The organism is Candidatus Pseudomonas phytovorans (genome assembly GCA_029202525.1).
Classification (GTDB): Bacteria; Pseudomonadota; Gammaproteobacteria; order Pseudomonadales; family Pseudomonadaceae; genus Aquipseudomonas; species Aquipseudomonas phytovorans.
The window spans coordinates 5417892-5442357 of the sequence record CP119325.1; the positions used below are offsets into that span (position 1 = coordinate 5417892).

At 62.8% G+C, this 24466-nt stretch carries 22 protein-coding genes; 9 read left to right on the forward strand and 13 right to left on the reverse strand.

What is annotated here, in order from left to right; all coding sequences use genetic code 11:
• Window positions 1-11 precede the first annotated feature (11 nt).
• Complete coding sequence (locus P0Y58_23870) at window positions 12-2561, forward strand: hypothetical protein (GenBank protein ID WEK29888.1); 2550 nt, start codon at window positions 12-14, stop codon at window positions 2559-2561.
• An 18-nt stretch (window positions 2562-2579) separates the two neighbouring features.
• Here P0Y58_23870 and P0Y58_23875 read toward each other — a convergent pair whose 3' ends face one another.
• The 5 genes from P0Y58_23875 to P0Y58_23895 all read right to left on the reverse strand — a co-directional run bounded on the left by P0Y58_23875 (window position 2580) and on the right by P0Y58_23895 (window position 7033).
• Window positions 2580-3113 carry a C40 family peptidase gene (locus tag P0Y58_23875; GenBank protein ID WEK29889.1) on the reverse strand — a complete coding sequence of 178 codons (534 nt, stop codon included), beginning with the start codon at window positions 3111-3113 and terminating at the stop codon, window positions 2580-2582.
• Window positions 3114-3252: 139 nt separating this feature from the next.
• The gene (locus P0Y58_23880) at window positions 3253-3906 is read right to left on the reverse strand and encodes an NlpC/P60 family protein (protein ID WEK29890.1); all 654 of its coding nucleotides are present in this window, start codon (window positions 3904-3906) and stop codon (window positions 3253-3255) included.
• Window positions 3907-4033: 127 nt separating this feature from the next.
• Window positions 4034-4741, reverse strand: coding sequence for a DnaA regulatory inactivator Hda (gene hda / locus P0Y58_23885; GenBank protein ID WEK29891.1), 708 nt, complete (start codon window positions 4739-4741; stop codon window positions 4034-4036).
• A gap of 144 nt (window positions 4742-4885) precedes the next feature.
• Window positions 4886-5959: an AI-2E family transporter gene (locus tag P0Y58_23890; protein ID WEK29892.1), complete on the reverse strand. Its 1074-nt coding sequence runs from the start codon at window positions 5957-5959 to the stop codon at window positions 4886-4888.
• A gap of 12 nt (window positions 5960-5971) precedes the next feature.
• Window positions 5972-7033 carry a DUF2066 domain-containing protein gene (locus P0Y58_23895; protein WEK29893.1) on the reverse strand — a complete coding sequence of 354 codons (1062 nt, stop codon included), beginning with the start codon at window positions 7031-7033 and terminating at the stop codon, window positions 5972-5974.
• A 607-nt stretch (window positions 7034-7640) separates the two neighbouring features.
• Between P0Y58_23895 and purM the strand changes: the two genes are divergently transcribed.
• The 4 genes from purM to P0Y58_23915 all read left to right on the forward strand — a co-directional run bounded on the left by purM (window position 7641) and on the right by P0Y58_23915 (window position 10486).
• A complete protein-coding gene (gene purM / locus P0Y58_23900) occupies window positions 7641-8699 on the forward strand; it encodes a phosphoribosylformylglycinamidine cyclo-ligase (GenBank protein ID WEK29894.1) in 1059 nt (352 codons plus the stop codon).
• Entirely contained in the window at window positions 8699-9352 is a 654-nt protein-coding gene (gene purN / locus P0Y58_23905) for a phosphoribosylglycinamide formyltransferase (protein WEK29895.1), read from the forward strand. Before purM ends, purN begins: the two co-directional genes overlap by 1 nt.
• A gap of 8 nt (window positions 9353-9360) precedes the next feature.
• A complete protein-coding gene (locus P0Y58_23910; GenBank protein ID WEK29896.1) occupies window positions 9361-10071 on the forward strand; it encodes a DUF3108 domain-containing protein in 711 nt (236 codons plus the stop codon).
• Between the two features lie 232 nt (window positions 10072-10303).
• On the forward strand, window positions 10304-10486 hold the full coding sequence (locus P0Y58_23915; protein ID WEK29897.1) for a hypothetical protein: 183 nt from the start codon (window positions 10304-10306) through the stop codon (window positions 10484-10486).
• Between the two features lie 45 nt (window positions 10487-10531).
• Here P0Y58_23915 and P0Y58_23920 read toward each other — a convergent pair whose 3' ends face one another.
• From P0Y58_23920 to P0Y58_23950, 7 genes are all read right to left on the reverse strand, one after another.
• Window positions 10532-11071, reverse strand: coding sequence for a DUF2058 domain-containing protein (locus P0Y58_23920; GenBank protein ID WEK29898.1), 540 nt, complete (start codon window positions 11069-11071; stop codon window positions 10532-10534).
• A 26-nt stretch (window positions 11072-11097) separates the two neighbouring features.
• Window positions 11098-11931: a nucleoside triphosphate pyrophosphohydrolase gene (gene mazG, locus P0Y58_23925; protein WEK29899.1), complete on the reverse strand. Its 834-nt coding sequence runs from the start codon at window positions 11929-11931 to the stop codon at window positions 11098-11100.
• A gap of 145 nt (window positions 11932-12076) precedes the next feature.
• Window positions 12077-14317 (reverse strand): GTP diphosphokinase, encoded by a 2241-nt coding sequence (gene relA / locus P0Y58_23930; GenBank protein ID WEK29900.1) that lies wholly within the window; start codon window positions 14315-14317, stop codon window positions 12077-12079.
• Between the two features lie 96 nt (window positions 14318-14413).
• Window positions 14414-15772, reverse strand: coding sequence for a 23S rRNA (uracil(1939)-C(5))-methyltransferase RlmD (gene rlmD, locus P0Y58_23935; protein ID WEK29901.1), 1359 nt, complete (start codon window positions 15770-15772; stop codon window positions 14414-14416).
• A complete protein-coding gene (cysM, locus tag P0Y58_23940; protein WEK29902.1) occupies window positions 15773-16672 on the reverse strand; it encodes a cysteine synthase CysM in 900 nt (299 codons plus the stop codon). It abuts the gene before it with no gap.
• Window positions 16673-16833: 161 nt separating this feature from the next.
• Window positions 16834-18225 carry a sensor histidine kinase gene (locus tag P0Y58_23945; GenBank protein ID WEK29903.1) on the reverse strand — a complete coding sequence of 464 codons (1392 nt, stop codon included), beginning with the start codon at window positions 18223-18225 and terminating at the stop codon, window positions 16834-16836.
• A 3-nt stretch (window positions 18226-18228) separates the two neighbouring features.
• A complete protein-coding gene (locus P0Y58_23950) occupies window positions 18229-18948 on the reverse strand; it encodes a response regulator transcription factor (protein WEK29904.1) in 720 nt (239 codons plus the stop codon).
• A gap of 193 nt (window positions 18949-19141) precedes the next feature.
• Between P0Y58_23950 and P0Y58_23955 the strand changes: the two genes are divergently transcribed.
• From P0Y58_23955 to P0Y58_23970, 4 genes are read left to right on the forward strand one after another with little or no spacing between them, the layout of a single operon-like run.
• Window positions 19142-21925, forward strand: a complete 2784-nt coding sequence (locus P0Y58_23955; GenBank protein WEK29905.1) for a response regulator — start codon at window positions 19142-19144, stop codon at window positions 21923-21925.
• A 13-nt stretch (window positions 21926-21938) separates the two neighbouring features.
• Window positions 21939-22928: a 2-hydroxyacid dehydrogenase gene (locus P0Y58_23960; GenBank protein ID WEK29906.1), complete on the forward strand. Its 990-nt coding sequence runs from the start codon at window positions 21939-21941 to the stop codon at window positions 22926-22928.
• 31 nt (window positions 22929-22959) lie between these two features.
• Window positions 22960-23397, forward strand: a complete 438-nt coding sequence (locus tag P0Y58_23965; protein WEK29907.1) for a hypothetical protein — start codon at window positions 22960-22962, stop codon at window positions 23395-23397.
• The gene (locus P0Y58_23970) at window positions 23394-23798 is read left to right on the forward strand and encodes an META domain-containing protein (GenBank protein ID WEK29908.1); all 405 of its coding nucleotides are present in this window, start codon (window positions 23394-23396) and stop codon (window positions 23796-23798) included. The genes P0Y58_23965 and P0Y58_23970 overlap by 4 nt, the downstream gene beginning before the upstream one ends.
• Window positions 23799-23961: 163 nt before the next feature.
• Here P0Y58_23970 and P0Y58_23975 read toward each other — a convergent pair whose 3' ends face one another.
• Window positions 23962-24426: a TlpA disulfide reductase family protein gene (locus P0Y58_23975; GenBank protein WEK29909.1), complete on the reverse strand. Its 465-nt coding sequence runs from the start codon at window positions 24424-24426 to the stop codon at window positions 23962-23964.
• Between the last annotated feature and the right edge of the window lie 40 nt (window positions 24427-24466).

Genomic DNA, 24466 nt, shown 5'->3' on the forward strand with positions numbered 1-24466 from the left:
GCGAGACGCTGATGAACGAGCTCGAGCAACACCTCCAGCAGAACTTGCAGGCACTCGAGGCTGGCAGACCGCTGGCCAAGATGATGGACGACTTCCTGCGCGCTTACCCTGACCTCGGCGCATCCTTGCAACGCCAAGCCAAGCTGATATTGCGCAAGCATTGCTCTCGGCCAATCGAGCCTCGCTACGTGTGGTGGCACCAGTTCGACAGCGCCAGTTCCAGCCCGCGCAGTTTCACCGGATGGCAGCACAATGGCCCGCCCTTGAAATCCATGCGGCTCACCGAGCTGATCGCCAGACGGTTCGACCTGCATTTTCAAGAAGCCGGGGACGAGCTTGATCTCTATGGTGGTTTCTACCGGCAAGGGCGCAGTGCGCGGTACTACGACGAAAGCAACGAGCTACCGATGCTCGGCCGCCAAGTGCAGCAGGATTTGTGGTCGCTGGACTTTGCCACGCTCTATCACAGCGAAGTCGAACAGTTCTGGCGTGAGCAGGGGGAGAGCTTTCGGCTGCTGGCCAAGGTCAACCTGCTTGGCCAAGGCACCCGTGCCGCTGCAGCCGGGCATATCAGAGCGGATGACCTTGACTGGTTGAAGGTTTCACTACTGGGCGCGTCGTCGGCGCGATTGACTGTGGAGGCTTTGTCGCAGGGCAAACACGCCTGCATGCGCGGCGCCAGCGCTTACCGGCTCGCTCCGGGCAGCAAGCCGTGCTTCTACAACCTGCGCGAGCAAGGCGAGCGGGTACTTTTGTACATACCTTGGGCAGAGCAGCCGCTGCGTGGCTTCGCATCGCACAACGCGATGGCCCAATGGCTGCAGGGGGAGTTACAGGACCCAGCGTTGCGCTCGCTGCACACCGCTGGCGCGTTATCCGGCATCCAGGAGCAATGTCAGAGCGATGCCATTGCACAGGTGTTGCTGGCCATCGCGCATAGCACGTCCAGTCACGCCGCACTTCAACGCATGGAAACCTCGCGCACCCCGGTGGGCCAGGATCTGTTCCTGCACATGGCTGAACTGGCGCAGCATGAGATGAGCGAAAATGCCGGTTTACTGCTCGACAACAGCGCCTTGCGCAAAGCCATGTGGAGCGGGTACCTGGCTGCATTCGTCAAGGTGTTTGCAGGGTTCACTCCGCTGGGCTGGCCGGTATCCCTGGCGCTGGTTGGCGCAACGGTCGCCAGGGTCGCGCTCGATGTCGACACTGCGGCGCACGCCCGCTCCAGTCAGGCCCGCAAGGCCGCCTTGCGGGCAGCAATGCTGCACAGTCTGTTTGCAGCCTTGAACATGGTCGATGTCGCCTTCGGCTCCAGTTTTGCCTCGCTGGCTTATCGTGCACCGCTGCATGAGCTGGATGCCTCTGTGGGTCAATGGCAGCCCGTTGAGCGAGCGCTGGAGCCGTTGAGTGGCCTTGAGGGCAATCGGGTGCTGGTCAATGAACCCGAAGGCAGCGGCGTGTTGCGGGGCATCCGTATTACCGAGGATGGCGGGTGCTGGATCGAGATCGATGACCTACCCTACAGGGTGCGCTACAGCCATGAGCTCGGACATTGGCTGATCGTTCCACCCGACAACCCGTTTGCCTTTGCTGAACTGAACCCGGTTCGCCAGAACGCACAAGGTGAATGGGAGCTGTTGCAACCTCCCCGGCTGGCCGGAGGCAGCCCACCAGGCGGCGTCGCTGCCATTCCCGAAGAGCAATCGCAGTTTTGGGATGAGTACATGCGTACCGACGAGACGCGCAGCGAGGCCATGTCCGACCAGGCAGAAGAGCGCAACAAGAAACTGCTCGACGACACGTTCGTGCCCTCTCTTGATCCAGACGCCATCGCCGATTCAGACACCGAACAATACGACTGTGTGAAGATCGGCCAGACAACCCACTACACCTATGAGCAGGGTGGCGAATATTACAACCACCTGATCCGCACCTACAGCGAGGAAGACACCCAGATCAATCGACCACTGCGAGAAGGGAAGCCATCCAGTGGTTACAGCGATGATACCGACTTTATCAACAAACTTGCCGACGACCTGGAGTCCTTGCCGCGAGATAACGAGGTTCCAATCTATCGTGGTGGTCACGGAACAAGAGGTACAAGCGGCGCGCATTTTCGCAGCGGTCGCCTGAAAGCCGGGGACACATTGGTAAACACTGACTTTACCTCATTCACCGAAAACCCCTACATCGTTCGCCGATTCGCCGCCGACACTGACCATATTTCCCCTGAGGGACACAATGGGTTATTCGATGACAGCTCTGTGGTATTTGAGCTACCCGCCAAGCAGTATTACAGCGGTACGCCCATCAGCACGCTGTCAGGCGCTGCCGAAGAAGCGGAAACCCTGTTTACCCCGGGCCATTACTTCCGCATAGAGCAACTGAGCGAAGTCCGCGGTGTTGACTATCACTTCGTGAAAGTGCGCTTGAGCGAGATCGGCAAACCCGCAGGGCCTGTGTATGACCTGCGCACGGGAGCGCCATTCGACCGGGAAGCCTATCTGGCGCTGGTAAAAGAACCGGTGCTGGTTGACCGGTTCTTTCCCGCTACTTGATCAACGCAATCTGTTGGCTTAAGGGTTCTGTGCCAGATGCCCTTGCGGGATCACCCGCTTGGCCTGCAGGTAGGCCTTGGCCCAGTAGCTGTTGGACAGGTAGTCCAGGCGCACGGTGCCGCCTGTGGAAGGGGCATGTACGAAACGCCCCTCCCCCACATAGATACCCGCATGGCTGACCTGCGAACCGCCACTGGTGGCGAAGAACACAAGGTCACCCGACTGCAGCGATCTGGCATCCACTGTCGGCGCACGCATGACGATCATCTCGCGCGTCGAGCGCGGCAGGCTGATGCCGGCAGCATCACGGTACACGTACTTGATCAGGCCACTGCAGTCGAAGCCCGAGTCCGGAGTATTGCCGCCCCAGCGATAAGGCGTACCGACCAGACCAATGGCGCGGATCAGCACGTCATCGGCAACCGGTGACGGGCTTGCCTGACTGTAAGTGACCTGCGGCTGTACCACAGGGGCCGGCGCAGGCGCACGGCTGGAGCAGGCAGCCAGCAAGGCCGCCAGGGAGAGAAATGCGAAGCGCGCCATCTTTATCATGGCCAGAACATCCTGTCTGAGACCGCTGCGCCGCAGCCGAAAAGAGTTGAGAATTTAGATTAGACGCTTTCTGTAAATGCGCACGGCGGCGAGCTTTTTTCAAAGCATCGCCGCCGCGGCAGGATATAGCATTTAGCTATCAGTTGCGCGCGATGTTGGTCGGCGCCATGGCCAAGGCACGCTTGGCTTCGATAAAGGTCTTGCTCCAGTAGCGGTCACCGAGGCTATCGATGCGCACGCCACCGCTGCGGCGGCTGCTGGAGTGAATGAACTGGTTGTCACCCAGGTAGATGCCGGCATGGCTCACACGGCCGCGGCCATTGGTGCTGAAGAACAGCAGGTCACCAGGCTTGAGCTTGTTGCGCGCCACTTTCGGGGCATCGACGTTGATCATTTCACGCGTGGAGCGTGGCAGGGTCATGCCCGCTTCTTCGCGGAACAGGTAGCCGATGAAACCACTGCAGTCAAAACCGGACTTTTCCGAGGTACCACCGAAGCGGTAGCGGGTGCCGATCAAGGCCATGCCGCGCTCAAGAATACTGTCCGCCAGGACAGGCAGCTGGTAAGGCTTGCTGTTGCTGGAGAAAGCCGCCAGGTCGTCTTCAGTGGCCAGCTCTTCCGGTTCGCCGAATACCGACGAGGACGAGGCTTTGGCCTTGATGGCCGACTCTGCGGCGATCGGGGTGTGATCCTGCAGCTGCTGAGCTGACTGGGAAGCCGGGCCTTGGGCCGCGCAGCCAAAAAGCAGGGTCACGAGTGCGAGTGGCACGAGGGGTGCGAAGCGCTTTAGCATGGGCACGACCGTGTCTGTAATCCTTTAGAAGGGGGAAACTATGCCCTCTATCATGGCCATTTGCAAATTTTATCGAAAAAGATGTGACTTTTTTGTTTAGCCGCTCTGGCCCAGCGTTTTCAGGGGGTTACCAGCCGAGGGTTTCCTTGAGGAACGGGATGGTGAGCTTGCGTTGTGCCTGCAGCGAGGCTTGGTCGAGGCGTTCGAGCAAGTCGAACAGCGCACTCATGCTGCGCGTACCGCGTGTAAGGATGAAGTGGCCCACTTCGTCGGTAAGGTGCAGGCCGCGGCGCGAAGCACGCAGTTGCAGCGCCCTGAGTTTGTCTTCGTCAGACAGGCCACGCATCTGGAACACCAGGGCCAGGGTCAACCGCGACTTGAGGTCGGGCAGTTTGATCGGCAGCTCGCGGGGCGATGCCGAGGCTGCCAGCAACAGGCGCCGGCCGCTGTCGCGCAGGCGGTTGAACAGGTGGAACATGGCCTCTTCCCAGTCGGCCTTGCCGGCGATGACGTGCAGGTCGTCGATGCACACCAGTTCGTACTGGGCCAGGTAGTCGAGCAGATCGACGCCCCGCTCCAGCAACTGTGCCAGTGGCAGGTAGACGGCGGGCTCGCCGCGTTGCTGGAAACGGTGGGTGGCAGCCTGCAGCAGGTGACTGCGGCCAACACCCTGCTTGCCCCACAGGTAGATAAGGCTCTCGGTCCAGCCGGCGTCGGCTTCGCATAGCCGCTCGACGTAGCCCAATGCCGCAGCATTGGCGCCCGGATAGTAGTTGATGAAGGTGGCGTCATCGCGCAGGCGCACACCCAGGGGCAACTGGATCGGTGGTTTCATGCTCGCGGGCGGTCAGCAGGACCGCAGGGGGCCTTTGGTGAACAATCTGCAAAGTCTATACCCGCAACGCGAGGCGCACAATCACGGCAATGGATAGCACAAGCAAAATCAACAGGTTGCGCCACTTTGGGGCAGCTCGCCGGATTACAGCTCAGGGTCGATATCCCCGGCATACATGTCCGACTCCTTGTACAAGTCATGCATATGCCGCAGCAGTACCATGATCACCGCCGCCACAGGCAGCGCCAACAACACCCCGGTGAAGCCAAACAGTTCACCACCGGCGAGGATGGCAAAGATCACCGCAACCGGGTGCAGGCCGATGCGGTCGCCCACCAGCAGCGGGGTCAGCACCATGCCTTCCAGCGCCTGCCCGACCATGAACACCGCAACGATACCCAGCATCGGGTACAGGTCGCCGCCGAACTGGAACAGGCCGGCTACAAGCGCCGCACCAATGCCGATGATGAAGCCCATATACGGGACGATGGCCGCAAGGCCCGCGAGCATGCCTATCAACAGGCCCAGCTCCAGCCCTACCAGCATAAGCCCGGCCGAATAGATGAAGCCCAAGGCCACCATCACCATCAGTTGCCCGCGCACGAAAGCCCCCAGCACCTCATGGCATTCGCCTGCCAGGCCTACCACCTGAGGTTCATGCTGGCGTGGCAGCAAGCTGCGCAGCTTGGCCATCATCAGGTCCCAGTCACGTAACAGGTAGAACCCCACAACCGGGATCAACACCATGTTGGCCAGCCACCCCATCAGCGCCAGGCTCGAGGCCGTGGCCTGCGACAACACCACCCCGACGATGTCGGTGGTCTGGCCCATGTGTTCGCTGATGGCCGCCTTTATCTTGTCGAACTTCCAGAAGCCATCGGCCAGGCCCAATCGATGCTGCACCCACGGCAGCGCCACGTGCTGCAACCAGTCAAGCATCTGCGGTGCCAGCTCGTAGAGCCGCACCAACTGCTTGGCCAGCATTGGCACCAGCACCAGCAGCAGGGCCATGACCAGCAGAGTGAAGAGGCCGAACACCACCACTACCCCCCAGGTACGCGACAACCCCCGGCGCTCCAGCCAGTCGACCATCGGGTCTGCCAGGTAGGCCAGCAGGATGCCGATCAGGAACGGCGTGAGAATGTTGTGCAAGCTGTACAAAAGCACCGCGACGAGCAGTGCAGCGCCCAGCCAGATCCAGCGACGCGTGTCAGACAATCTCAGTGCTCCTTACCAACGAAAACGCAGGCCGTCGAACGGCTTGGGGGCGGGTTGCGGCGCTACGGCCGGATCCTGGCCGGGGGCCGGTGCAGGCGTAACAGGCACGGCAGGCGCCTGTTCCACCGGCAGTTCCTGCAACTTGGCCAGGCCAAGCTGGGCACGCAGTTGCTCGCGGTTGCCCGTCACGCCATAGGTCAGGGTGGTGCCTTCAGCCATCTTGAGACGCGGGCCGTAGGGCTCAAGCACACGGGCAAGTTCGGCATAGCGCTGCAGGTTCATGCCCTGCACTTGCACCTGCATCTGGCTGCTGGCGCCCGGGCGGGCGACATAACGCGGCGCCAGGCGACTGCTTACCGCCAACATCACTGCGTCGGCCAAAGCGGCCGGGTCGGCCCCTTCGGCAGTGCCTTGCTCACGCTGGTCACCCAGCCACAGCTGCCACTTGCCCTGCCACTTGCCGTCGGCTTCCTGGGCATGTACCGCCAGCAAGGCGTCGGCGCCGTAACGCTCGGAGGCCTCACGCAGCGGTGCCGGGTCGCCGCCTTCGATCTGCTTGGCATTGGCCACCAGTTGCTCCTGCAGGTCGGCCAGCGGCAGGCGCAGCGGCAGGCCTCGGTGCTGTGCGGCACGACGCAGAGGCTGGGCGCTGGCCTGGCCGTCACCGACCAGGCTGCTGCCATCGACGCTGTCATTCAGCCACCAGCCGAGAATCGAGGGCCGATTGCTGCCCCACAATGCGAGGCCCGCCTTGCGCAGGGCGCGCTCGGTACTGCCCGGGTCGAACTCAACCAGCACCGACTCGGGCGGGCCGGCTTCGCTGCCAACCTGGTTGATGATTTGCTGCGGGTCCTTGCGCAACTCGGCCAGCGCCGGGTTCTGCACTGCCTTTGGGTCGCCGGTCAGGCGCAGCACCAGCGTGTCGAGGGCTTTGGCGGTGGCAGCAGCGCGGGCTTCGGCGCCCTGCCCTGTGACCGGTTCGCGCACCTGGTAAAGGCCGGAGACATTTTCAGCCTGGGCAGTCGCCGCTATCAGGGCCAGGCAACCGGCTGCAAGAATGTTGATGATGCGCATGGGAGATCCTGTCCATTTACCGCAATGCCTATACCTTATACACGGGGGCGCAAGGTAACCAGTCGCGAGGAGTGAAAGATTGGTTGTTGGAGATATGCGTGGGGTCTGACAGGTGTCTGCCTTGAGAGGTTCAGCGCCTGGGAGATCGAGCGCCGCCCGCGCGGCGCTTCGCGGGGCAAGCCCGCTCCCACATTTGCTGCAACGTGGCCATGCCTGTGAGGCCATGGTTATCAGCCTTGTTGGCATGACTGGATTTCGAGGTGTGCATTATTGCCGCCCCACCTGCCTCAAGACATGCACCAAGGCAGGCAACCATGGCCTGGCAGGTTCGGCACGTTGCAACGAATGTGGGAGCGGGCTTGCCCCGCGAAGCGCCGCGCGGGCGGCGCTCGATCTCCCAGGCCCTGAACCTCTCAAGGCGAACTCCCCACCTATTTACCCATTTTCATGCCCTGCCCGTCGGCCTGAGGATGGCCGCTGCCCGGCAACCCTGATAAAATCGCGCGCCTTCACAGACCACTGACGTTTCAGGCAGCCGCCGCTTACCCGCCGGTCTTGGCCGTCATGGTCGTTTTTAAGAATCCCTCCCTCCTAAAGGCCTGGATCAATGAGCAAGCAACCCTCCCTGAGCTACAAGGACGCCGGTGTAGACATCGACGCCGGCGAAGCACTGGTCGAACGCATCAAGGGCGTGGCAAAACGCACCGCACGCCCTGAAGTCATGGGTGGCCTGGGCGGCTTTGGCGCCCTCTGCGAGATCCCGGCCGGCTACAAGCAGCCAGTGCTGGTCTCCGGCACCGACGGCGTCGGCACCAAGCTGCGCCTGGCGCTGAACCTGAACAAGCACGACAGCATCGGCCAGGACCTGGTCGCCATGTGCGTGAACGACCTGGTGGTCTGCGGCGCCGAGCCACTGTTCTTCCTCGATTATTACGCCACCGGCAAACTGAACGTTGACGTGGCCGCCACCGTGGTCACCGGCATTGGCGCCGGTTGCGAACTGGCCGGCTGCTCGCTGGTCGGTGGTGAAACCGCCGAAATGCCTGGCATGTACGAAGGCGAAGACTACGACCTGGCTGGCTTCTGCGTCGGCGTGGTGGAAAAGGCCGAGATCATCGACGGCTCCAAGGTTGCCACTGGCGACGCGCTGATCGCCCTGCCGTCCTCGGGCCCGCACTCCAACGGCTACTCGCTGATCCGCAAGATTCTCGAAGTGTCCGCCACCGACATCGAGAACACCCAGCTGGACGGCAAGCCGCTGACCGACCTGCTGATGGCGCCTACCCGCATCTACGTCAAGCCGCTGCTGCAGCTGATCAAGAACACCGGTGCGGTCAAGGCCATGGCCCACATCACCGGTGGCGGCCTGCTGGACAACATCCCGCGCGTTCTGCCGAAAAACGCCCAGGCCGTGGTTGACGTAGCCAGCTGGCAGCGCCCGGTGGTGTTCGACTTCCTGCAGGAAAAAGGCAACGTCGACGAGCATGAAATGCACCGCGTGCTGAACTGCGGCGTGGGCATGGTCATCTGTGTCGCCCAGGATCAGGTCGAAGCCGCCCTGAACGAACTGCGCGCCGCCGGTGAGCAGCCATGGGTCATCGGCCACATCGCCGAAGCCGCCGAAGGCGCCGCCCAGGTAGAACTGCAGAACCTCAAGGCACACTGATGCCAGGCAAGACCTGCAATGTAGTGGTACTGCTGTCGGGCTCCGGCAGCAACCTGCAAGCCCTGATCGACAACTGCCAAGGCCAGGACAGCCCGGTGCGCATCCGTGCGGTGGTTTCCAACCGCGCCGATGCCTACGGCCTGCAACGCGCGGCGGCAGCCGGCATCGACAGCGTCGTGCTTGACCACACCCAGTTCGACGGCCGTGAAGCCTTCGATGCCGCGCTGGTAGCGCGCATCGACGGTTTTGCCCCGGACCTGGTGGTGCTGGCCGGTTTCATGCGCATCCTCAGTGGCGGTTTCGTGCGCCACTATCAGGGCCGCCTGCTCAACATCCACCCGTCGTTGCTGCCCAGGTACAAGGGCCTGCATACCCATCGCCGGGCGCTGGAGGCAGGCGACGCCGAGCATGGCTGCAGCGTACACTTCGTGACTGAGGAACTCGATGGCGGCCCACTGGTCGTACAGGCTGTGGTACCGGTGGCGTCTGACGACACCGTCGAAAGCCTGGCCCAGCGGGTCCACCACCAGGAACACCTGATCTACCCGCTGGCGGTGCGCTGGTTCGCTGAAGGGCGCTTGCGCCTTGGCGAACAGGGTGCATTACTGGATGGCCTGCCACTGGCGGCCAGCGGTCACTTGATTCGATCCTAGGAGAATTTATGCGTCGCGCCCTGCTCTTGGCTCTCGCCGTGCTCGCCCTGCCCCTTCAGGCAGCTGATCTCAAGCCTTTCTCGGCCAGCTACACCGCCGACTGGAAGCAGCTGCCCATGAGTGGTACCGCCGAACGCAGCCTGGTCAAGAATGCCAACGGTACCTGGGACCTTAATTTCAAGGCTTCCATGATGATCGCCAGCCTGACCGAGCAAAGTACCCTGCGCCTGGAAAACGACACCCTGCTGCCGCAGAAGTACCACTTCGAGCGCGGCGGCCTGGGCAAGGCCAAGAAGGTCGACCTGAACTTCGACTGGACCGGCAAGAAGGTCACCGGCAGCGACCGTGGCGACGCTGTGAGCCTGCCGCTGAACCGCGGCGTGCTGGACAAGTCGTCCTACCAGCTGGCCCTGCAGCATGACGTGGCCGCCGGCAAGAAAAGCATGACCTACCAGGTAGTTGACGGTGACGAGATCGACACCTACGACTTCCGCGTGCTGGGTACTGAAAAGGTCGCTACCAAGACCGGCCAGGTCGACGCAGTGAAGGTGGAGCGCGTGCGCGACCCAAGCCAGAGCAAACGCATCACCGAGCTGTGGTTCGCCAAGAACTGGGACTACCTGCTGGTGCAACTGCGCCAGGTCGAGACTGATGGCAAGGAGTACGTGATCGTGCTGCAGGATGGCACGGTCGATGGCAAGCCGGTGAAAGGCAACTGATCCAGCATTGCCTGCTGCACCCGAAGCCCCGCCCAGTGCGGGGCTTTTTTGTGCCCGGACGATGCGTTCATCCCTGGACTGCGCGGCTCCTACAAAAAGCCAGGCCAGCAGGACCGAAGACTGTTCATGAAACTTGTTTCATGCCCGTTTTATTTACTTAGTCTGCTAACAAACTCTATAAAGAAGGTGTGCGACACACTGTCGCAGCCAACTGAAGAAGTGGAGTTTACCGATGACAGTCCAAGTAACCGAACGCGACGAATCGAGAATGTCCCACGAAGGCCTGGCCGCTGGCGTGCGGATCTGGGACGTGCACCAACAAGGCCAACTGGTCGGCATGTTCCACAATGAACACGAAGCGCACCAGTACCGCGTAGAGCTGGAAGACCTGGAAAACCAGCGCACCACGCAGTGAGCACTCTTCAAATGAAAAACCCCGCCGAGGCGGGGTTTTTCGTATTTACCACATGAGGTCGTCCGGGATCTTGTAAGCCGCGTACGGGTCGTCCTCGTCCGCTTCCTCGACATGAGTGTTGAGCAGCAGGATACGGCCAGGGTCGCGCTCCTGGATCTTCACCGCCGCCTCACGAGGAATGACCTCATAGCCGCCGCCATGGGCCACAACGGCCAGTGCACCGTTACTCAACCGGGTCCGCATCAGAGCGTTGACGGCAATGCGCTTGACCTTCTTGTCATCGACGAAGTTGTAATAATCTTCAGTGTTCAACTTGGGCAGACGCGTGGCTTCGATCAGCTGCTTGATCTGGGCGGCACGGGCCTTCTGCTCAGCCTTTTCCTGCTGCTGGCGGTTCAGCTCCTGGTCGCGCTTGACCTTTTCGGCCATGGCTTCCTTGGCGATGCGCTGTTGGCTGTCGTCGACATCGACCTGGCCTTTGTGCTCCATGCGCTTCTGTTTCTTTTCAGCTTTGTTGGTCTGCGAGACCTGTTTCTGGTTGACCAGACCGGCTTTGAGCAATTGGTCGCGAAGGGAAAGGCTCATGAATGTTCACTCACTTATGCAACAGCTCAGCCGCAGCTGGGCAGGTTCTTTTCCTGACGTTTGGCTTCACCCCAAAGGGCGTCCAGTTCGTCAAGGTTACACGTTTCAATAGGGCGGCCACTGTCGCGCAACGCCTGTTCGATAAAACGGAAACGTCGCTCGAACTTTCGGTTGGCACGGCGCAGGGCGTTTTCCGGGTCTTGCTTGAGGTGGCGGGCCAGATTGACGGCGGCGAACAGCAGGTCGCCAACCTCATCTTCGAGCGCATCGGCATCACCGTCGGCCATGGCCTGCAGTACTTCGTCAAGCTCTTCGCGCACCTTGTCCAGCACAGGCAATGCTGCTGGCCAGTCGAAACCGACCGTGGCCGCACGCTTCTGCAGTTTGGCTGCCCGCGACAGGGCCGGCAAGGCTGACGGCACATCGTCGAGCAGCGACAGCTGTTCGGGCTGGCTTTTTTCCGCGCGCTCTTCGGCCTTGATTTCTTCCCAGCGCGACTTCACCTGGGCTTCGCTCAGGCTGGGGGTGTCCACGGGTGCGTACAGCTCGCCGGTGGGGAATACGTGCGGGTGGCGACGGATGAGTTTGCGGGTGATGCTGTCGACCACGCCATCGAACTCGAAGCGCCCCTCCTCGCGGGCCAGCTGGCTGTAATAGACCACCTGGAACAACAAGTCGCCCAACTCGCCTTGCAGGTGCTCGAAATCGCCGCGCTCGATGGTGTCGGCGACTTCATAGGCTTCTTCGATGGTGTGCGGGACGATGCTCGCGTAGTTCTGCTTCAGGTCCCACGGGCAGCCATGCTGCGGGTCGCGCAGGCGGGCCATGAGGTGTAGCAGGTCTTCGAGGGTGTAGGTCATGGGCAGCTAATCCTCCGCGGGGGCTTTGCCCCCGATCGCCGGCAAGCCAGCTCCCACAGGTACTGCGCAGGCTTCAAACCCTGTGTAATACCTGTGGGAGCTGGCTTGCCGGCGATGGGCCGCACAGCGGCCCCAATCCAGGTTTTCAAGGGGTGCGATTACGCCGCGTCTCGATGATGTTCGGCAACTGCGAGATCCGCCCCAGCAGACGCCCCAGCGCGTCCAGGCCCGGGATCTCGATGGTCAGCGACATCAGCGCCGTGTTGTCTTCCTTGTTCGAGCGGGTGTTCACCGCCAGCACGTTGATTTTCTCGTTCAGCAGCACCTGCGATACGTCGCGCAGCAGGCCCGGGCGGTCGTAGGCACGAATGACGATGTCGACCGGGTAGGTCTGCACCGGGATCGGCCCCCAACTCACCTGGATCATGCGCTCTGGCTCTTTGCCCGCCAGCTGCAGCACCGAGGCACAGTCCTGACGGTGAATGCTCACGCCGCGGCCCTGGGTGATGTAACCGACAATGGCATCGCCCGGCAGCGGCTGGCAGCAGCCGGCCATCTGCGTCAGCAGGTTGCCGACCCCCTGAATCTGGATGTCACCCCGCTTGCCGGTACGCTGCCCGGTAGGCTTGCGCGGCACCAGCTCGATCTGCTCGATGCGCTCGGGCTCCAGCAACTGCTGGGCGGCGTTGACCAGGTGGGCCAGGCGCAGGTCGCCCGCGCCGAGCGAGGCAAACATGTCCTCGGCGGTCTTGACGTTGGTCTTCTCGGCCAGGCGCTCGAAGTCCACCTGCGGCAAGCCCAGGCGGCTTAGCTCGCGCTCAAGCAAGGTCTTGCCGGCGGCGACGTTCTGGTCACGCGCCTGCAGCTTGAACCAGTGCACGATCTTGGCCCGCGCCCGCGAGGTGGTGACGTAGCCCAGGTTGGAGTTCAACCAGTCACGGCTGGGGTTGCCGTGCTTGCTGGTGATGATCTCCACCTGCTCACCGGTCTGCAGGCTGTAGTTCAGCGGCACGATACGGCCGTTGATCTTGGCGCCCCGGCAGTTGTGGCCGATCTCGGTGTGCACCCGGTAGGCGAAGTCCAGCGGCGTCGCCCCCTTGGGCAAGTCGATGGCGTGGCCGTCAGGGGTGAACACGTAGACCCGGTCCGGCTCGATGTCGACCCGCAACTGCTCGACCAGGCCACCGATGTCGCCCAGCTCTTCGTGCCATTCCAGCACCTGGCGCAGCCAGGAGATCTTCTCTTCGTAATGGTTGGAGCTGGGCTTGACGTCGGTGCCCTTGTAGCGCCAGTGGGCGCAAACTCCCAGCTCGGCTTCTTCGTGCATGCCGTGGGTGCGGATCTGCACCTCCAGCACCTTGCCCTCGGGGCCGATGACTGCGGTGTGCAGCGAGCGGTAGCCGTTTTCCTTGGGGTTGGCGATGTAGTCGTCGAACTCTTTGGGAATGTGCCGCCACAGCGTGTGCACGATACCCAGCGCGGTGTAGCAGTCGCGAATTTCCGGTACCAGCACGCGTACTGCACGCACGTCGTAGATCTGGCTGAATTCCAGGCCTTTGCGCTGCATCTTGCGCCAGATCGAATAAATATGTTTCGCCCGGCCGCTGATGTCGGCATTCACGCCAGTGGCCAGCAGCTCATTCTGCAGCTGGTTCATCACGTCGCTGATGAAGCGTTCGCGGTCCAGCCGGCGCTCGTGCAGCAGCTTGGCGATCTGCTTGTACTGGTCGGGTTCAAGGTAGCGGAAGGACAGGTCTTCCAGCTCCCACTTGATGTGGCCAATACCCAGGCGGTGCGCCAGCGGCGCATAGATGTCGAACACCTCACGCGCGACACGCAGGCGTTTTTCGTCGTCGGCGGCCTTTACCGCACGGATTGCGCAGGTACGCTCGGCCAGCTTGATCAGTGCCACACGCACATCGTCGACCATGGCCACGAGCATCTTGCGCAGGTTCTCGACCTGCGCCTGCGAGCCCAGCACCAACGATTGGCGCGGGCTGAGGCTGGCGCTGATGGCGGCCATGCGCAATACACCGTCGATCAGCTTGGACACCACCGGGCCGAACCGCTGGCTGACCTCGGCCAGGGTCACCTTGCCTTCGCGTACCGAACGGTAGATGACCGCTGCCACCAGGGAATCCTGGTCAAGCTTGAGGTCTGCCAGGATTTCGGCAATTTCCAGGCCCGCCTGGAAGCTGGACGTACCGTCCGCCCAGGAATGCTTGGCCGGGTTGCCCTTTTTCTCGATCTCATGGGTAAACTCACAGGCTTCTTTAAGCGCTGCGCGATCCAGTGCCGAATCGACGCTTACCACATGGTCCAGCCATCCTTCGAGATTGATACTGCCGTCGGTGTTGACCGGCTGGTGCACTCTCACCTGTACCATCTTTGTTTTACCTTTCCATACAGCGCACCACGCGGGTGCGCTGGCGATCACCGTGCGGCCGCCATTCCCTGAAAGCCGCACCAAGGGGCCAGTCTGCTAGCCCGCTTCGAATAACGCCATGGCCTCGACATGTGCCGTTTGAGGAAACATGTCGAGAATCCCGGCCCTTTTTAACCGGTACCCCTGGCCGACCAGCACCTGCGCGTCTCGCGCCAGTGTGGCCGGGTTGCACGATACGTAGACCAGCCGCCTGGCCTGGAGGCGTGCGATGCCTTGCACCACCTCAAAAGCACCGTCGCGCGGTGGATCCAAGAGTACCGCAGAAAAGCCTTCGGCGGCCCATCCGGTGCCTGCCAAAGGCTGCGATAAATCGGCCTGAAAAAACCGTGCGTTATGCACATTGTTGTTCCGGGCATTGGCCGCAGCCCGATCGACCATGGCCTGCACACCTTCCACTGCCACGACCTCACGCGCCTTTCCGGCAAGCGGCAAGGCGAAGTTGCCCAGGCCGCAGAACAGGTCCAGCACCCGTTCGTCAGCTTGCGGTGCCAGCCAGGCCAGGGCCTGCTCGATCATCGCCGTGTTGACCTGGGCATTCACCTGCACGAAGTCACCTGGGCGCCAGGCTAGCTCCAGCTCCCAGGGCGCCAGGGCAAAGCCCAATTGCGCGGTCGGGTCCACGGGCGCCGGCTCACCTTCACCCTGCAGCCACAACTGGGCGTTGGCCTGTTCGCAGAACGCCTGCAGTTTTGCCAGGTCTTCTGCGGGCAGCGGAGCAACATGGCGCACCAACACCGCCTCGGCGGTGCCACTGAACAATTCCACGTGGCCCAGCGCCAGCGGTTTGCTCAACGAGCGCAGCACCGTCGGCAAGTGGCGCAGAATCGACTGCAAGGGCTGTACCAGCACCGCGCAGTCGTCGATGGCAATGATGTCCTGGCTGGCTTCGGCACGGAAGCCCACTTCCAGCTGACGCGCCTTGACGTCCCAGCGCACGGCCACGCGGGCCCGGCGCCGGTAGCCGAATTCCGGCCCGCTCAGGGGTGCGGCCCATTCCTCGGGCTGTACGCCGGCCACCCGCTGCAATTGCTCTGCCAGGGTACGTTGCTTGAGCGCCAGCTGCGCTTCGTGCGGCAGGTGCTGCAGGTTGCAGCCACCGCAGCGCGCGTAGTGGCGGCAGGGTGCCTCGCGGCGCTCGGGACTGGCCTGCAGCAGCCGCTCCAGGCGGGCTTCGACCACTTTGCCACGGGCGTTGAGCACCCGCGCCTCCACGGCCTCACCGGCCAGAGCACCACTGACGAACCAGGTGCGCCCGTCGAGGAAGGCGATGCCACGGCCGTCACCGGCCAGCCGCTCGATTTCCAGGCGCTGCTTTTTGCCCACGGGGATCTGGGGAGTGCGGTTGCCGCCGGCCGGCTGAAAGCGCAGGCCGCTGTTGCTTTTTTTCTTGGACATTTAGCTCGGATCAAACAGGCCGGTGGACAGGTAACGGTCGCCGCGGTCGCAGATGATCGCGACCATTACGGCATTTTCCACCTCTCGGGAGAGGCGCAACATGGCTGCAACCGCACCACCGGAAGACACGCCACAGAAAATGCCCTCTTCACGGGCAAGGCGGCGGGTGGTGTCTTCGGCTTCCTGCTGCGACATGTCGACCACGCGGTCGACGCGGGTGGCGTCGAAGATTTTCGGCAGGTATTCCTCGGGCCAGCGGCGAATGCCCGGAATGGCCGAGCCTTCCATCGGTTGCAGGCCGATGATCTGTACCGCCGGGTTCTGCTCCTTGAGGTACTGCGAGCAGCCCATGATGGTGCCGGTGGTACCCATGGAGCTGACGAAATGGGTAATGTTGCCCTGGGTCTGCTGCCAGATTTCAGGGCCGGTGCTGTTGTAGTGAGCGATCGGATTGTCGCCGTTGGCGAACTGGTCGAGCACCAGGCCGCGGCCTTCGGCCTGCAGCTTCTCGGCCAGGTCGCGGGCGCCTTCCATGCCCTCCTCCTTGGTCACCAGAATCAGCTCGGCACCATAGGCGGTCATGGCGGCCTTGCGCTCGGCGGTAGAGTTGTCGGGCATGATCAGGATCATCTTGTAGCCCTTGATCGCCGCCGCCATTGCCAAGGCAATGCCGGTGTTGCCGGAAGTGGCTTCGATCAAGGTGTCGCCGGGCTTGATCTGGCCGCGCAGTTCGGCGCGGGTGATCATCGACAGCGCCGGGCGGTCCTTTACCGAGCCGGCAGGATTGTTACCTTCGAGCTTGAGCAGGAGGGTGTTGCTGGTTTCACCAGCAATGCGCTGCAGGCGAACCAGGGGCGTATTGCCGACGCAATCGGCGATGGTTGGGTACTGCAAGGTCATGGCGTATTTCACAATCCGGACGGCAGGGGCGCCTATCATACCGGCAAACCCCTCGCGGCCATATCACGCAATCTGTAGTGCATATAGCTACAAGCTATAACGCTGTGATCGGTGCTGCCTTCTTCGCGGGCACGCCCGCTCCCACAGCGATCGCATTGCGCTCAAGATGAATGCTGTACCTGTGGGAGCGGGCATGCCCGCGAAGGGGCCGGCGCATGTAACGGCAATCGCATCCACAGCCGCAGGCCATGCTTGCCATTTTGCGCCCACAAGGTCCCGCCCTGGCGCTGAATGGCACTGCGGGCAATGCTCAACCCCAGGCCAAAACCACCATCCCCCGGCCGCGAACCGTCCAGCCGCGAGAACGGCGCGAAGATCCGTTCCAGGTCTTTTTCAGCCACGCCGCCGCCTTCATCTTCCAGCCACAGCCACCAATAATTACCTTCGCGCTGCCCACCCAACCGCACCACGCCCTCGGCTGGTGAGTGACGAATGGCATTGCGCAACATGTTTTCCAGCGCCTGGGCCAAGTGGTTGAGGTTGCCCTGCACCCAGCAGTCGGCCGGCACCTCGCAGCGCAGGCGCGCAGGCGACCAGCCGCTCTCGTAGCTGGCATTCTCGGCCAGCAGCTCCCAAAGCGCGTGGACTTCAATGGGTTCCAGGTTCATCGGCGTACGCTCGGCGTCCTGCCAGGCCAGTTGCAGGGTGTCTTCCACCAACTGCTGCATGCAGTCCACTTCACGGGTAAGCCGTTCGCGAAGGCGTTGAAGGTCGGTTTCGCCGTCGCAGGCCACCCGCAACCGGCTCAATGGCGTGCGCATTTCGTGGGACAGGTCGCGCAATAACTGCTGCTGCATGGCCACCGTACCCTGCAGCCGCTCGGCCATCTGGTCGAAGGCGCGGGCCAGCTCACCCAGCTCGTCATGCCGAGCGATAGTGCGCGAATCCAGGCGCGCCGACAGCTGGTCGGCCCGCCAGGCATTGGCTTGTTCGCGCAACTGGTTCAAGGGCACGATCAGCATGCGGTACAGGCCCACGCACAGCAGCAAGGTGAACAGGCCGGGGATGATGCCGTTGGTGACGATACGCCACAGCAGGCGGTACTGGTCCGGGTTGAAGCGCTTGGGCAGCTCGATCACCAGCATGCCCTGCTCCGGCGCCCCCGGGAACGGTATGCGTACCCACGGTTGATCGACGCTGCGCCGGCTCATCGGCCAGTCGACACCGCGCAGGCGCGTCAGCCGCTGCATGATCTGCGGGTCGAGGGTGGCACTGTCGAGCGGCCGCAGGCTGATGTCGAGCACGCCAACCCAGCCCCGTTCGCGCTGGTGCATCGCCCTCACCCACTGGTCCAGCCCTGCCCGCCCACCGCTGCGCCAGGCCTGTTCAGCCTCGCCGGCGTAGCCTCGCAACGCCTGCCGGGCCGGCTCAGAGAGGAAGGCGTTCTGGATTTCCATGTGCCGGCCCCAGGTATAACTGAGGCCGATCATCAGCAGGCAGAAGCCCACCAGCAGGATGGCCAGTTTCCAGAACAATGAATGACGGTCAAGCATGGCTCACTCGGCCTCGCTGGCGCTGAGCACGTAACCCTTGCCCCATACGGTACGGATCTGCCGTTCGTGATAGTCGATGCCCTTGAGCTTGCGGCGGATCTGGCTGACGTGCATGTCCAGGCTGCGGTCATGCCGGGAATAGCCACGCTGCAACACCTGTTGATAGAGGAACGGCTTGCTCTGGACATCATCGAAATTGCGGTTGAGGATGTCGAGCAGCCGGTATTCGCTGGGGGTCAGGCCTGCCAGGTGGCCATTCAGGCGTACATCGCACAACCCCTCATCGAACTGCAGCTCGCCGCAGGCAGCATGCTCCAGTGGGACTTGGTGACGGCGTTCCAGTGCTACCCGGCGCAGAATAGCCTCGATGCGCACCTGCAGCTCGGCCATGCTGAACGGCTTGGGCAGGTAATCGTCGGCTCCGCGCTGGAAGCCGCTGATGCGGTCGGCCTCAGCACCCAGCGCCGACATCAGGATCACCGGCGTCGCACTGCGTTTGCGCAACTGGGCCAGGGCATCCAGGCCGTTCAAGCCGGGCAGCAGGATGTCCATGAGCACCACATCGAACACCTGGCGGCCCGCCGTTTCCAGCCCCTCCAGACCATTTCGGCACCAGGTTACCTGGAAGCCGCCGCGTTGCAGCTCTTCGTGCAGATAGGCACCCAGGACCGGGTCGTCCTCGATGGCGAGGATATTGGAGTTGTAAATAGCTACAGGATTCATTGGCAACTGCCATGCATTCTCAATTGCGCAATTATTGAGCATCCACCACCTGCCAGGCAACTGCCCTGCGACCAATGCCCCGGCAATGGTGCAAAACAGCGACTAAAGAGGTGCAATAGCGCGGCAGGCGGAGTAACTTCCCGGCTTGGCCGTCATCGCTTGACGGCGTCCAGGCACCTGACAGGAGGCGAGCGTGCTCGATCGTTTGGGAATCCGCAGCCGGGTACTGCTGCTGGCCCTGCTGCCGGCCGGCCTGATGGCCCTGGTGCTGGGCAGTTACTTTACCTGGCTGCAACAGAACGAGCTGCGCACCCAGTTGCTGCAACGCGGCAAGATGATCGCCGAGCAGCTGGCGCCATTGGCTGCACCCGCCATGGCGCGGCTGGCGCCCGCACAGCTGGAGCGTATCGCCGCGCAAACCCTGGAGCAGGCCGATGTACGCGCGGTCGCCTTCCTGGCCCCGGACCGCACGCGCCTGGCCCACGCCGGCCCGAGCATGCTCAACCAGCCGCCCAGCGGCGGTACCGGCACGCAATTGCTGCAACGCAGCGGCAATGATGCCACCCGCTACCTGATGCCCGTTTTCGGCCACCACCGCGACCTCGCCACCGATGCCGTGCCGGCTGAAGCCGAGCGCCTGTTAGGCTGGGTCGAGATCGAGCTGTCGCACGACGGCACGCTGCTGCGCGGCTACCGCAACCTGTTCACCAGCCTGTTGTTGATCCTCGCCTGCCTGGTACTCAGCGGCCTGCTGGCGCTGCGCATGAGCCGCACCATCAACGACCCCATCGAACGCATCAAACACGCGGTCAACCAGCTCAAGGACGGCCACCTCGAAGAACGCCTGCCGACCATGGGCAGCCATGAGCTGGACGAGTTGGCACGCGGCATCAACCGTATGGCCGAAACCCTGCAAAACGCCCACGAAGAACTGCAGCACAGCATCGACCAGGCCACCGAAGACGTGCGCCAGAACCTGGAAACCATCGAAATCCAGAACATCGAGCTGGACATGGCGCGCAAGGAGGCCCTTGAGGCCAGCCGTATCAAGTCGGAGTTTCTGGCCAACATGAGCCACGAAATCCGTACCCCGCTCAACGGCATTCTCGGCTTTACCCATCTGCTACAGAAAAGCGAGCTGACGCCACGCCAGCTGGATTACCTGAACACCATCGAGAAGTCCGCCGACAACCTGCTGGGGATCATCAACGAGATCCTCGACTTCTCCAAGATCGAAGCGGGCAAGCTGGTGCTCGACAGCATCCCGTTCAACCTGCGCGACCTGATCCAGGACACCCTGACCATCCTCGCCCCGGCCGCCCACGCCAAGCAGCTGGAATTGCTCAGCCTGATCTACCGCGACACCCCTTCTTCGCTGGTCGGGGACCCGCTGCGGCTCAAGCAAATCCTTACCAACCTGATCAGCAACGCCATCAAGTTCACCCGCGAAGGCACCATCGTCGTGCGCGCCATGCTTGAAGACGAGCACGAAGACAGTGCACAGCTGCGCATCAGCGTGCAGGACACCGGTATCGGCCTGTCGCCGCAGGAAGTGCGCATGTTGTTCCAGGCCTTCAGCCAGGCCGACAACTCGCTGGCCCGCCAACCCGGTGGCACAGGGCTGGGGCTGGTGATTTCCAAGCGCCTGATTGAGCAGATGGGGGGCGAAATCGGTGTCGACAGCACCCCGGGCGAAGGGTCGCAGTTCTGGATCAGCCTCAACCTGCCCAAAGCCCACGACGATATCGAGGAACAGCCGCTGCAGCCGCTGCTGGGCCGCCGCGCAGCCATCGTCGATGGCCACGAACTGGCGCGCCAGGCCCTGGAGCACCAACTGGAAGACTGCGGCCTCAGCGTCAGCCTGTTCGCCTCCTACGACCAGTTGCTGCAAGCAGTAGAGGCCGCCAGCCAGGCCGGCCTGCCATTCGAGTTCTCAGTGCTGGGGGCCAACCTGGGTAACCTGTCGCCCGAGCAACTGGGCCACTACCACCAGCAACTCGAACGCTACCACTGCCAGTGCGTGGTGCTGTGCCCCACCACCGAGCAGGCGCTTTACCACCCCTACCTGCCCAACGGCCATGGCCAGTTACTGTCCAAGCCCACCTGCACCCGCAAACTGCGCCGCCTGCTGATGGAGCTGGTGCAACCGCGCCGCCCGCAGGGCGAGGCGCACACTGTCAACGGCCAGCGCCAAGCGAAGATCCTCTGCGTCGACGACAATGCCGCCAACCTGCTGCTGGTACAGACCCTGCTCGAAGACCTGGGCGCCGAGGTGCTGGCCGTCGACAACGGCTATGCAGCGGTACAGGCCGTGCAGAACGAACCTTTCGATCTGGTGCTGATGGACGTGCAGATGCCCGGCATGGATGGCCGCGCCTGCACCGAGCAGATCCGCCTTTGGGAAAACACCCAAAGTGGCAACCCGCTGCCGATTGTCGCCCTCACCGCCCATGCCATGGCCAACGAAAAGCGTGCATTGCTGCACGCCGGCATGGACGACTACCTGACCAAGCCGATCAGCGAGCGGCAACTGGCCCAGGTGGTGATGAAGTGGACCGGCTTGAGCCTTGGCGTGCCGCAGCAGGCACAGGCCGAGCAACTGGCCAGCAGTGATGACCTGAGGGTGCTCGATGCCGAAGAAGGCCTGCGCCTGGCGGCAGGCAAGGCGGACCTGGCGGCGGACATGCTGAGCATGCTGCTGTCCTCGCTGGATACCGACCGCGATGCCATACGCGCCGCCCGTGAGGCGGGCGACCGCAACGCCCTGATAGAACAGGTACATCGCCTGAACGGTGCTTCGCGCTACTGTGGCGTGCCACAACTGCGCGCCGCCTGCCAGCGCAGCGAAACCTTGCTCAAGCAGGACCACCCACAGGCGCAGCAAGCGCTGGATGAGCTGGACGGCGCCATCAGCCGGCTGGCAGCGCAGGCCAGGCTCAGTGCATGGCCGTTGCTGTGGCCTACACAGCACTTGTAAGAGGAGCCTCACCATGCGCGCCCTGTTGTTCAGCAGCCAGCATTACGACCAGGAAAGCTTCACCCAGGCCGCCAGCGGCAGCGCGCTGGCGCTGCATTTCCAGCCCGCCCGCCTGAACCTCGACACGGCGGCCCTGGCCGACGGCTATGAGGTGGTGTGCGCTTTCATCAATGACGAACTCGACGCCCCGGTGCTGCAGCGCCTGGCCGAAGGTGGCACCCGCCTGATCGCCCTGCGTTCGGCCGGCTACAACCACGTCGACCTGGCTGCGGCCCAACGCCTGGGCCTCGCCGTGGTGCGCGTACCGGCCTATTCGCCACATGCCGTGGCCGAGCACGCCGTGGCGTTGATCCTGGCGCTCAACCGGCGCCTGCACCGGGCCTACAACCGCACTCGCGAAGGCGACTTCACCCTGCATGGGCTGACCGGTTTTGACCTGCACGGCAAAACCGTCGGCGTGGTCGGCACCGGTCAGATCGGCGTCGCCTTCGCCCGCATCATGGCCGGCTTCGGCTGCCAACTGCTGGCCTACGACCCCTACCCCAACCCGGAACTGTTGGCCCTCGGCGCGCGCTACCTGACCTTGCCCGAGGTATTGCGCGAAGCCCGTATCATCAGCCTGCACTGCCCACTGACCGAGCACACCCGGCACCTGATCAATGCACAAAGCCTTGCCCAACTGCAGCCTGGCGCCATGCTGATCAACACTGGCCGTGGCGCCCTGGTCGACACCCCGGCACTGATCGACGCATTGAAAAGCGGCCAGCTTGGCTACCTGGGCCTGGACGTCTATGAAGAAGAAGCCCAGCTGTTCTTCGAAGACCGCTCTGACCTGCCACTGCAGGACGATGTACTGGCCCGCCTGCTGACCTTCCCCAACGTGATCATCACCGCCCACCAGGCCTTCCTCACCCGCGAGGCGCTGGACGCCATTGCTGCGACCACGCTGGACAACATCAACCGCTGGGCGGCAGGCAATCCACAGAATCTGGTCATGGGTTAGTGCTAGGATACGCGGCATTTCTGGAGGACCCATGGTCGAGCACGATTTCCGCTACACCCTTTTCAACCCGCAACACACCCTGATCGAGTGCCGTGCACTGGTGCCGGGCCGCTATCAGGTCACCGGCAACGGCGGCTCGATGCATAAAGGCGACACCCTGCTGGTGACCCTCAAGGGCAGCAAGGATTTGTCCATGCGCCTGACCGTGGACAGCGTGCGCCACCTGATCAACCCGCGCGGCCAATGGGTCGCCGTGGCCAGCGGCCCGGTGTTCAACGAACTGGAAATCCTCACCTGGCAGGCCGAGTGCGACAGCTGCGACGCCGTGCTGGAATTCGAGTTTGCCGTAGACGCCAAGCTGGGCAAGAAAGCCCGCCAGCCAGCCGCCAATGCACGCATTGCCGAACTGGGTTGGGCCAGCCGTGGCGAAAAACACCTGTGCCCGCGTTGCCAGGAGAGCGCCGAGTGAAGAATCTGCTGACCGGCGTGCTGATTGCCACCGGCCTGCTCGGCTGTGCCGCAGAACCCTCTAAGCTGCAGCAGGAACGCAGCTACGTGCTGGAGTGGATTGGCGAACGCCCACTGATCGACTACAGCCACCTGACCCTGACCCTGGCCAGCGATGGCCGCGCCTATGGCAATGGCGGCTGCAACCACTGGTTTGCGCCGTATACGCTTGAGGGCGAGCACCTGAGCTTCGGCAAGGTCGGCAAGACCCGCAAGCTGTGCGCGCCGGCTTTGATGGAACAGGAAAAACGCTTCTTGCAGGCGCTGGAAACGGTGCAGCGCTGGGATGTGTCGCCGGTGGAGCAGATGCGCTTCTGGCCGGCCGAGGGCAAGCCATTGCGCTTCTGGCCTGAGGAAGGCTGATCGATATCGGTGCCGGGTCTATTGTGGGAGCGGCCTTGTGTCGCGAAAGGGCTGCGCAGCAGCCCCGGCAATTTTCGCGGCGAAGCTGATACCTGGGGCCGCTACGCGGCCCTTTCGCGACACAAGGCCGCTCCCACAAAAGAGCGGGGCAGCCTTGATTACATCAGGCGCCTTTCAGGGCCTTGATCTTGGCCTGCAGCCCTTCCAGGGTCTGCTCACCCAACAGTTGCTCGCGCACCTTGCCCTTGTCATCGATGATGTACGTTACCGGCAGCGCCTCGCTACGCGGCAAGTCATAGCGCTCGGCCGGGTCCTGGGCCAGCACGGTAAAACCGATGCCCAGGGTCTCAGAGGCCTGCTTCAGGTCCTGTCCCTGCAAGCCATCGAAGTTCACCCCCACCACCTTGATGCCGTCGGCCGCCCACTGTTTGGCCGCTGTGTTCAGTTCCGGAATTTCGGTACGGCACGGCCCGCACCATTCGGCCCAATAGTTGAGCACCAGCCAGTGCCCTTCGATCTGTTCGGCCTTAACCGTATTACCGTGTTGGTCCACGCCATAATCGGCACCGCAACCACCGAGCAACAGGCTCGCGGTGATGGCCAGTACTGCTGCCAGACGCCTTGCCATGGGTCAATCCTTCTCGAGTTTTAAAGCAAATGGGTCAGTC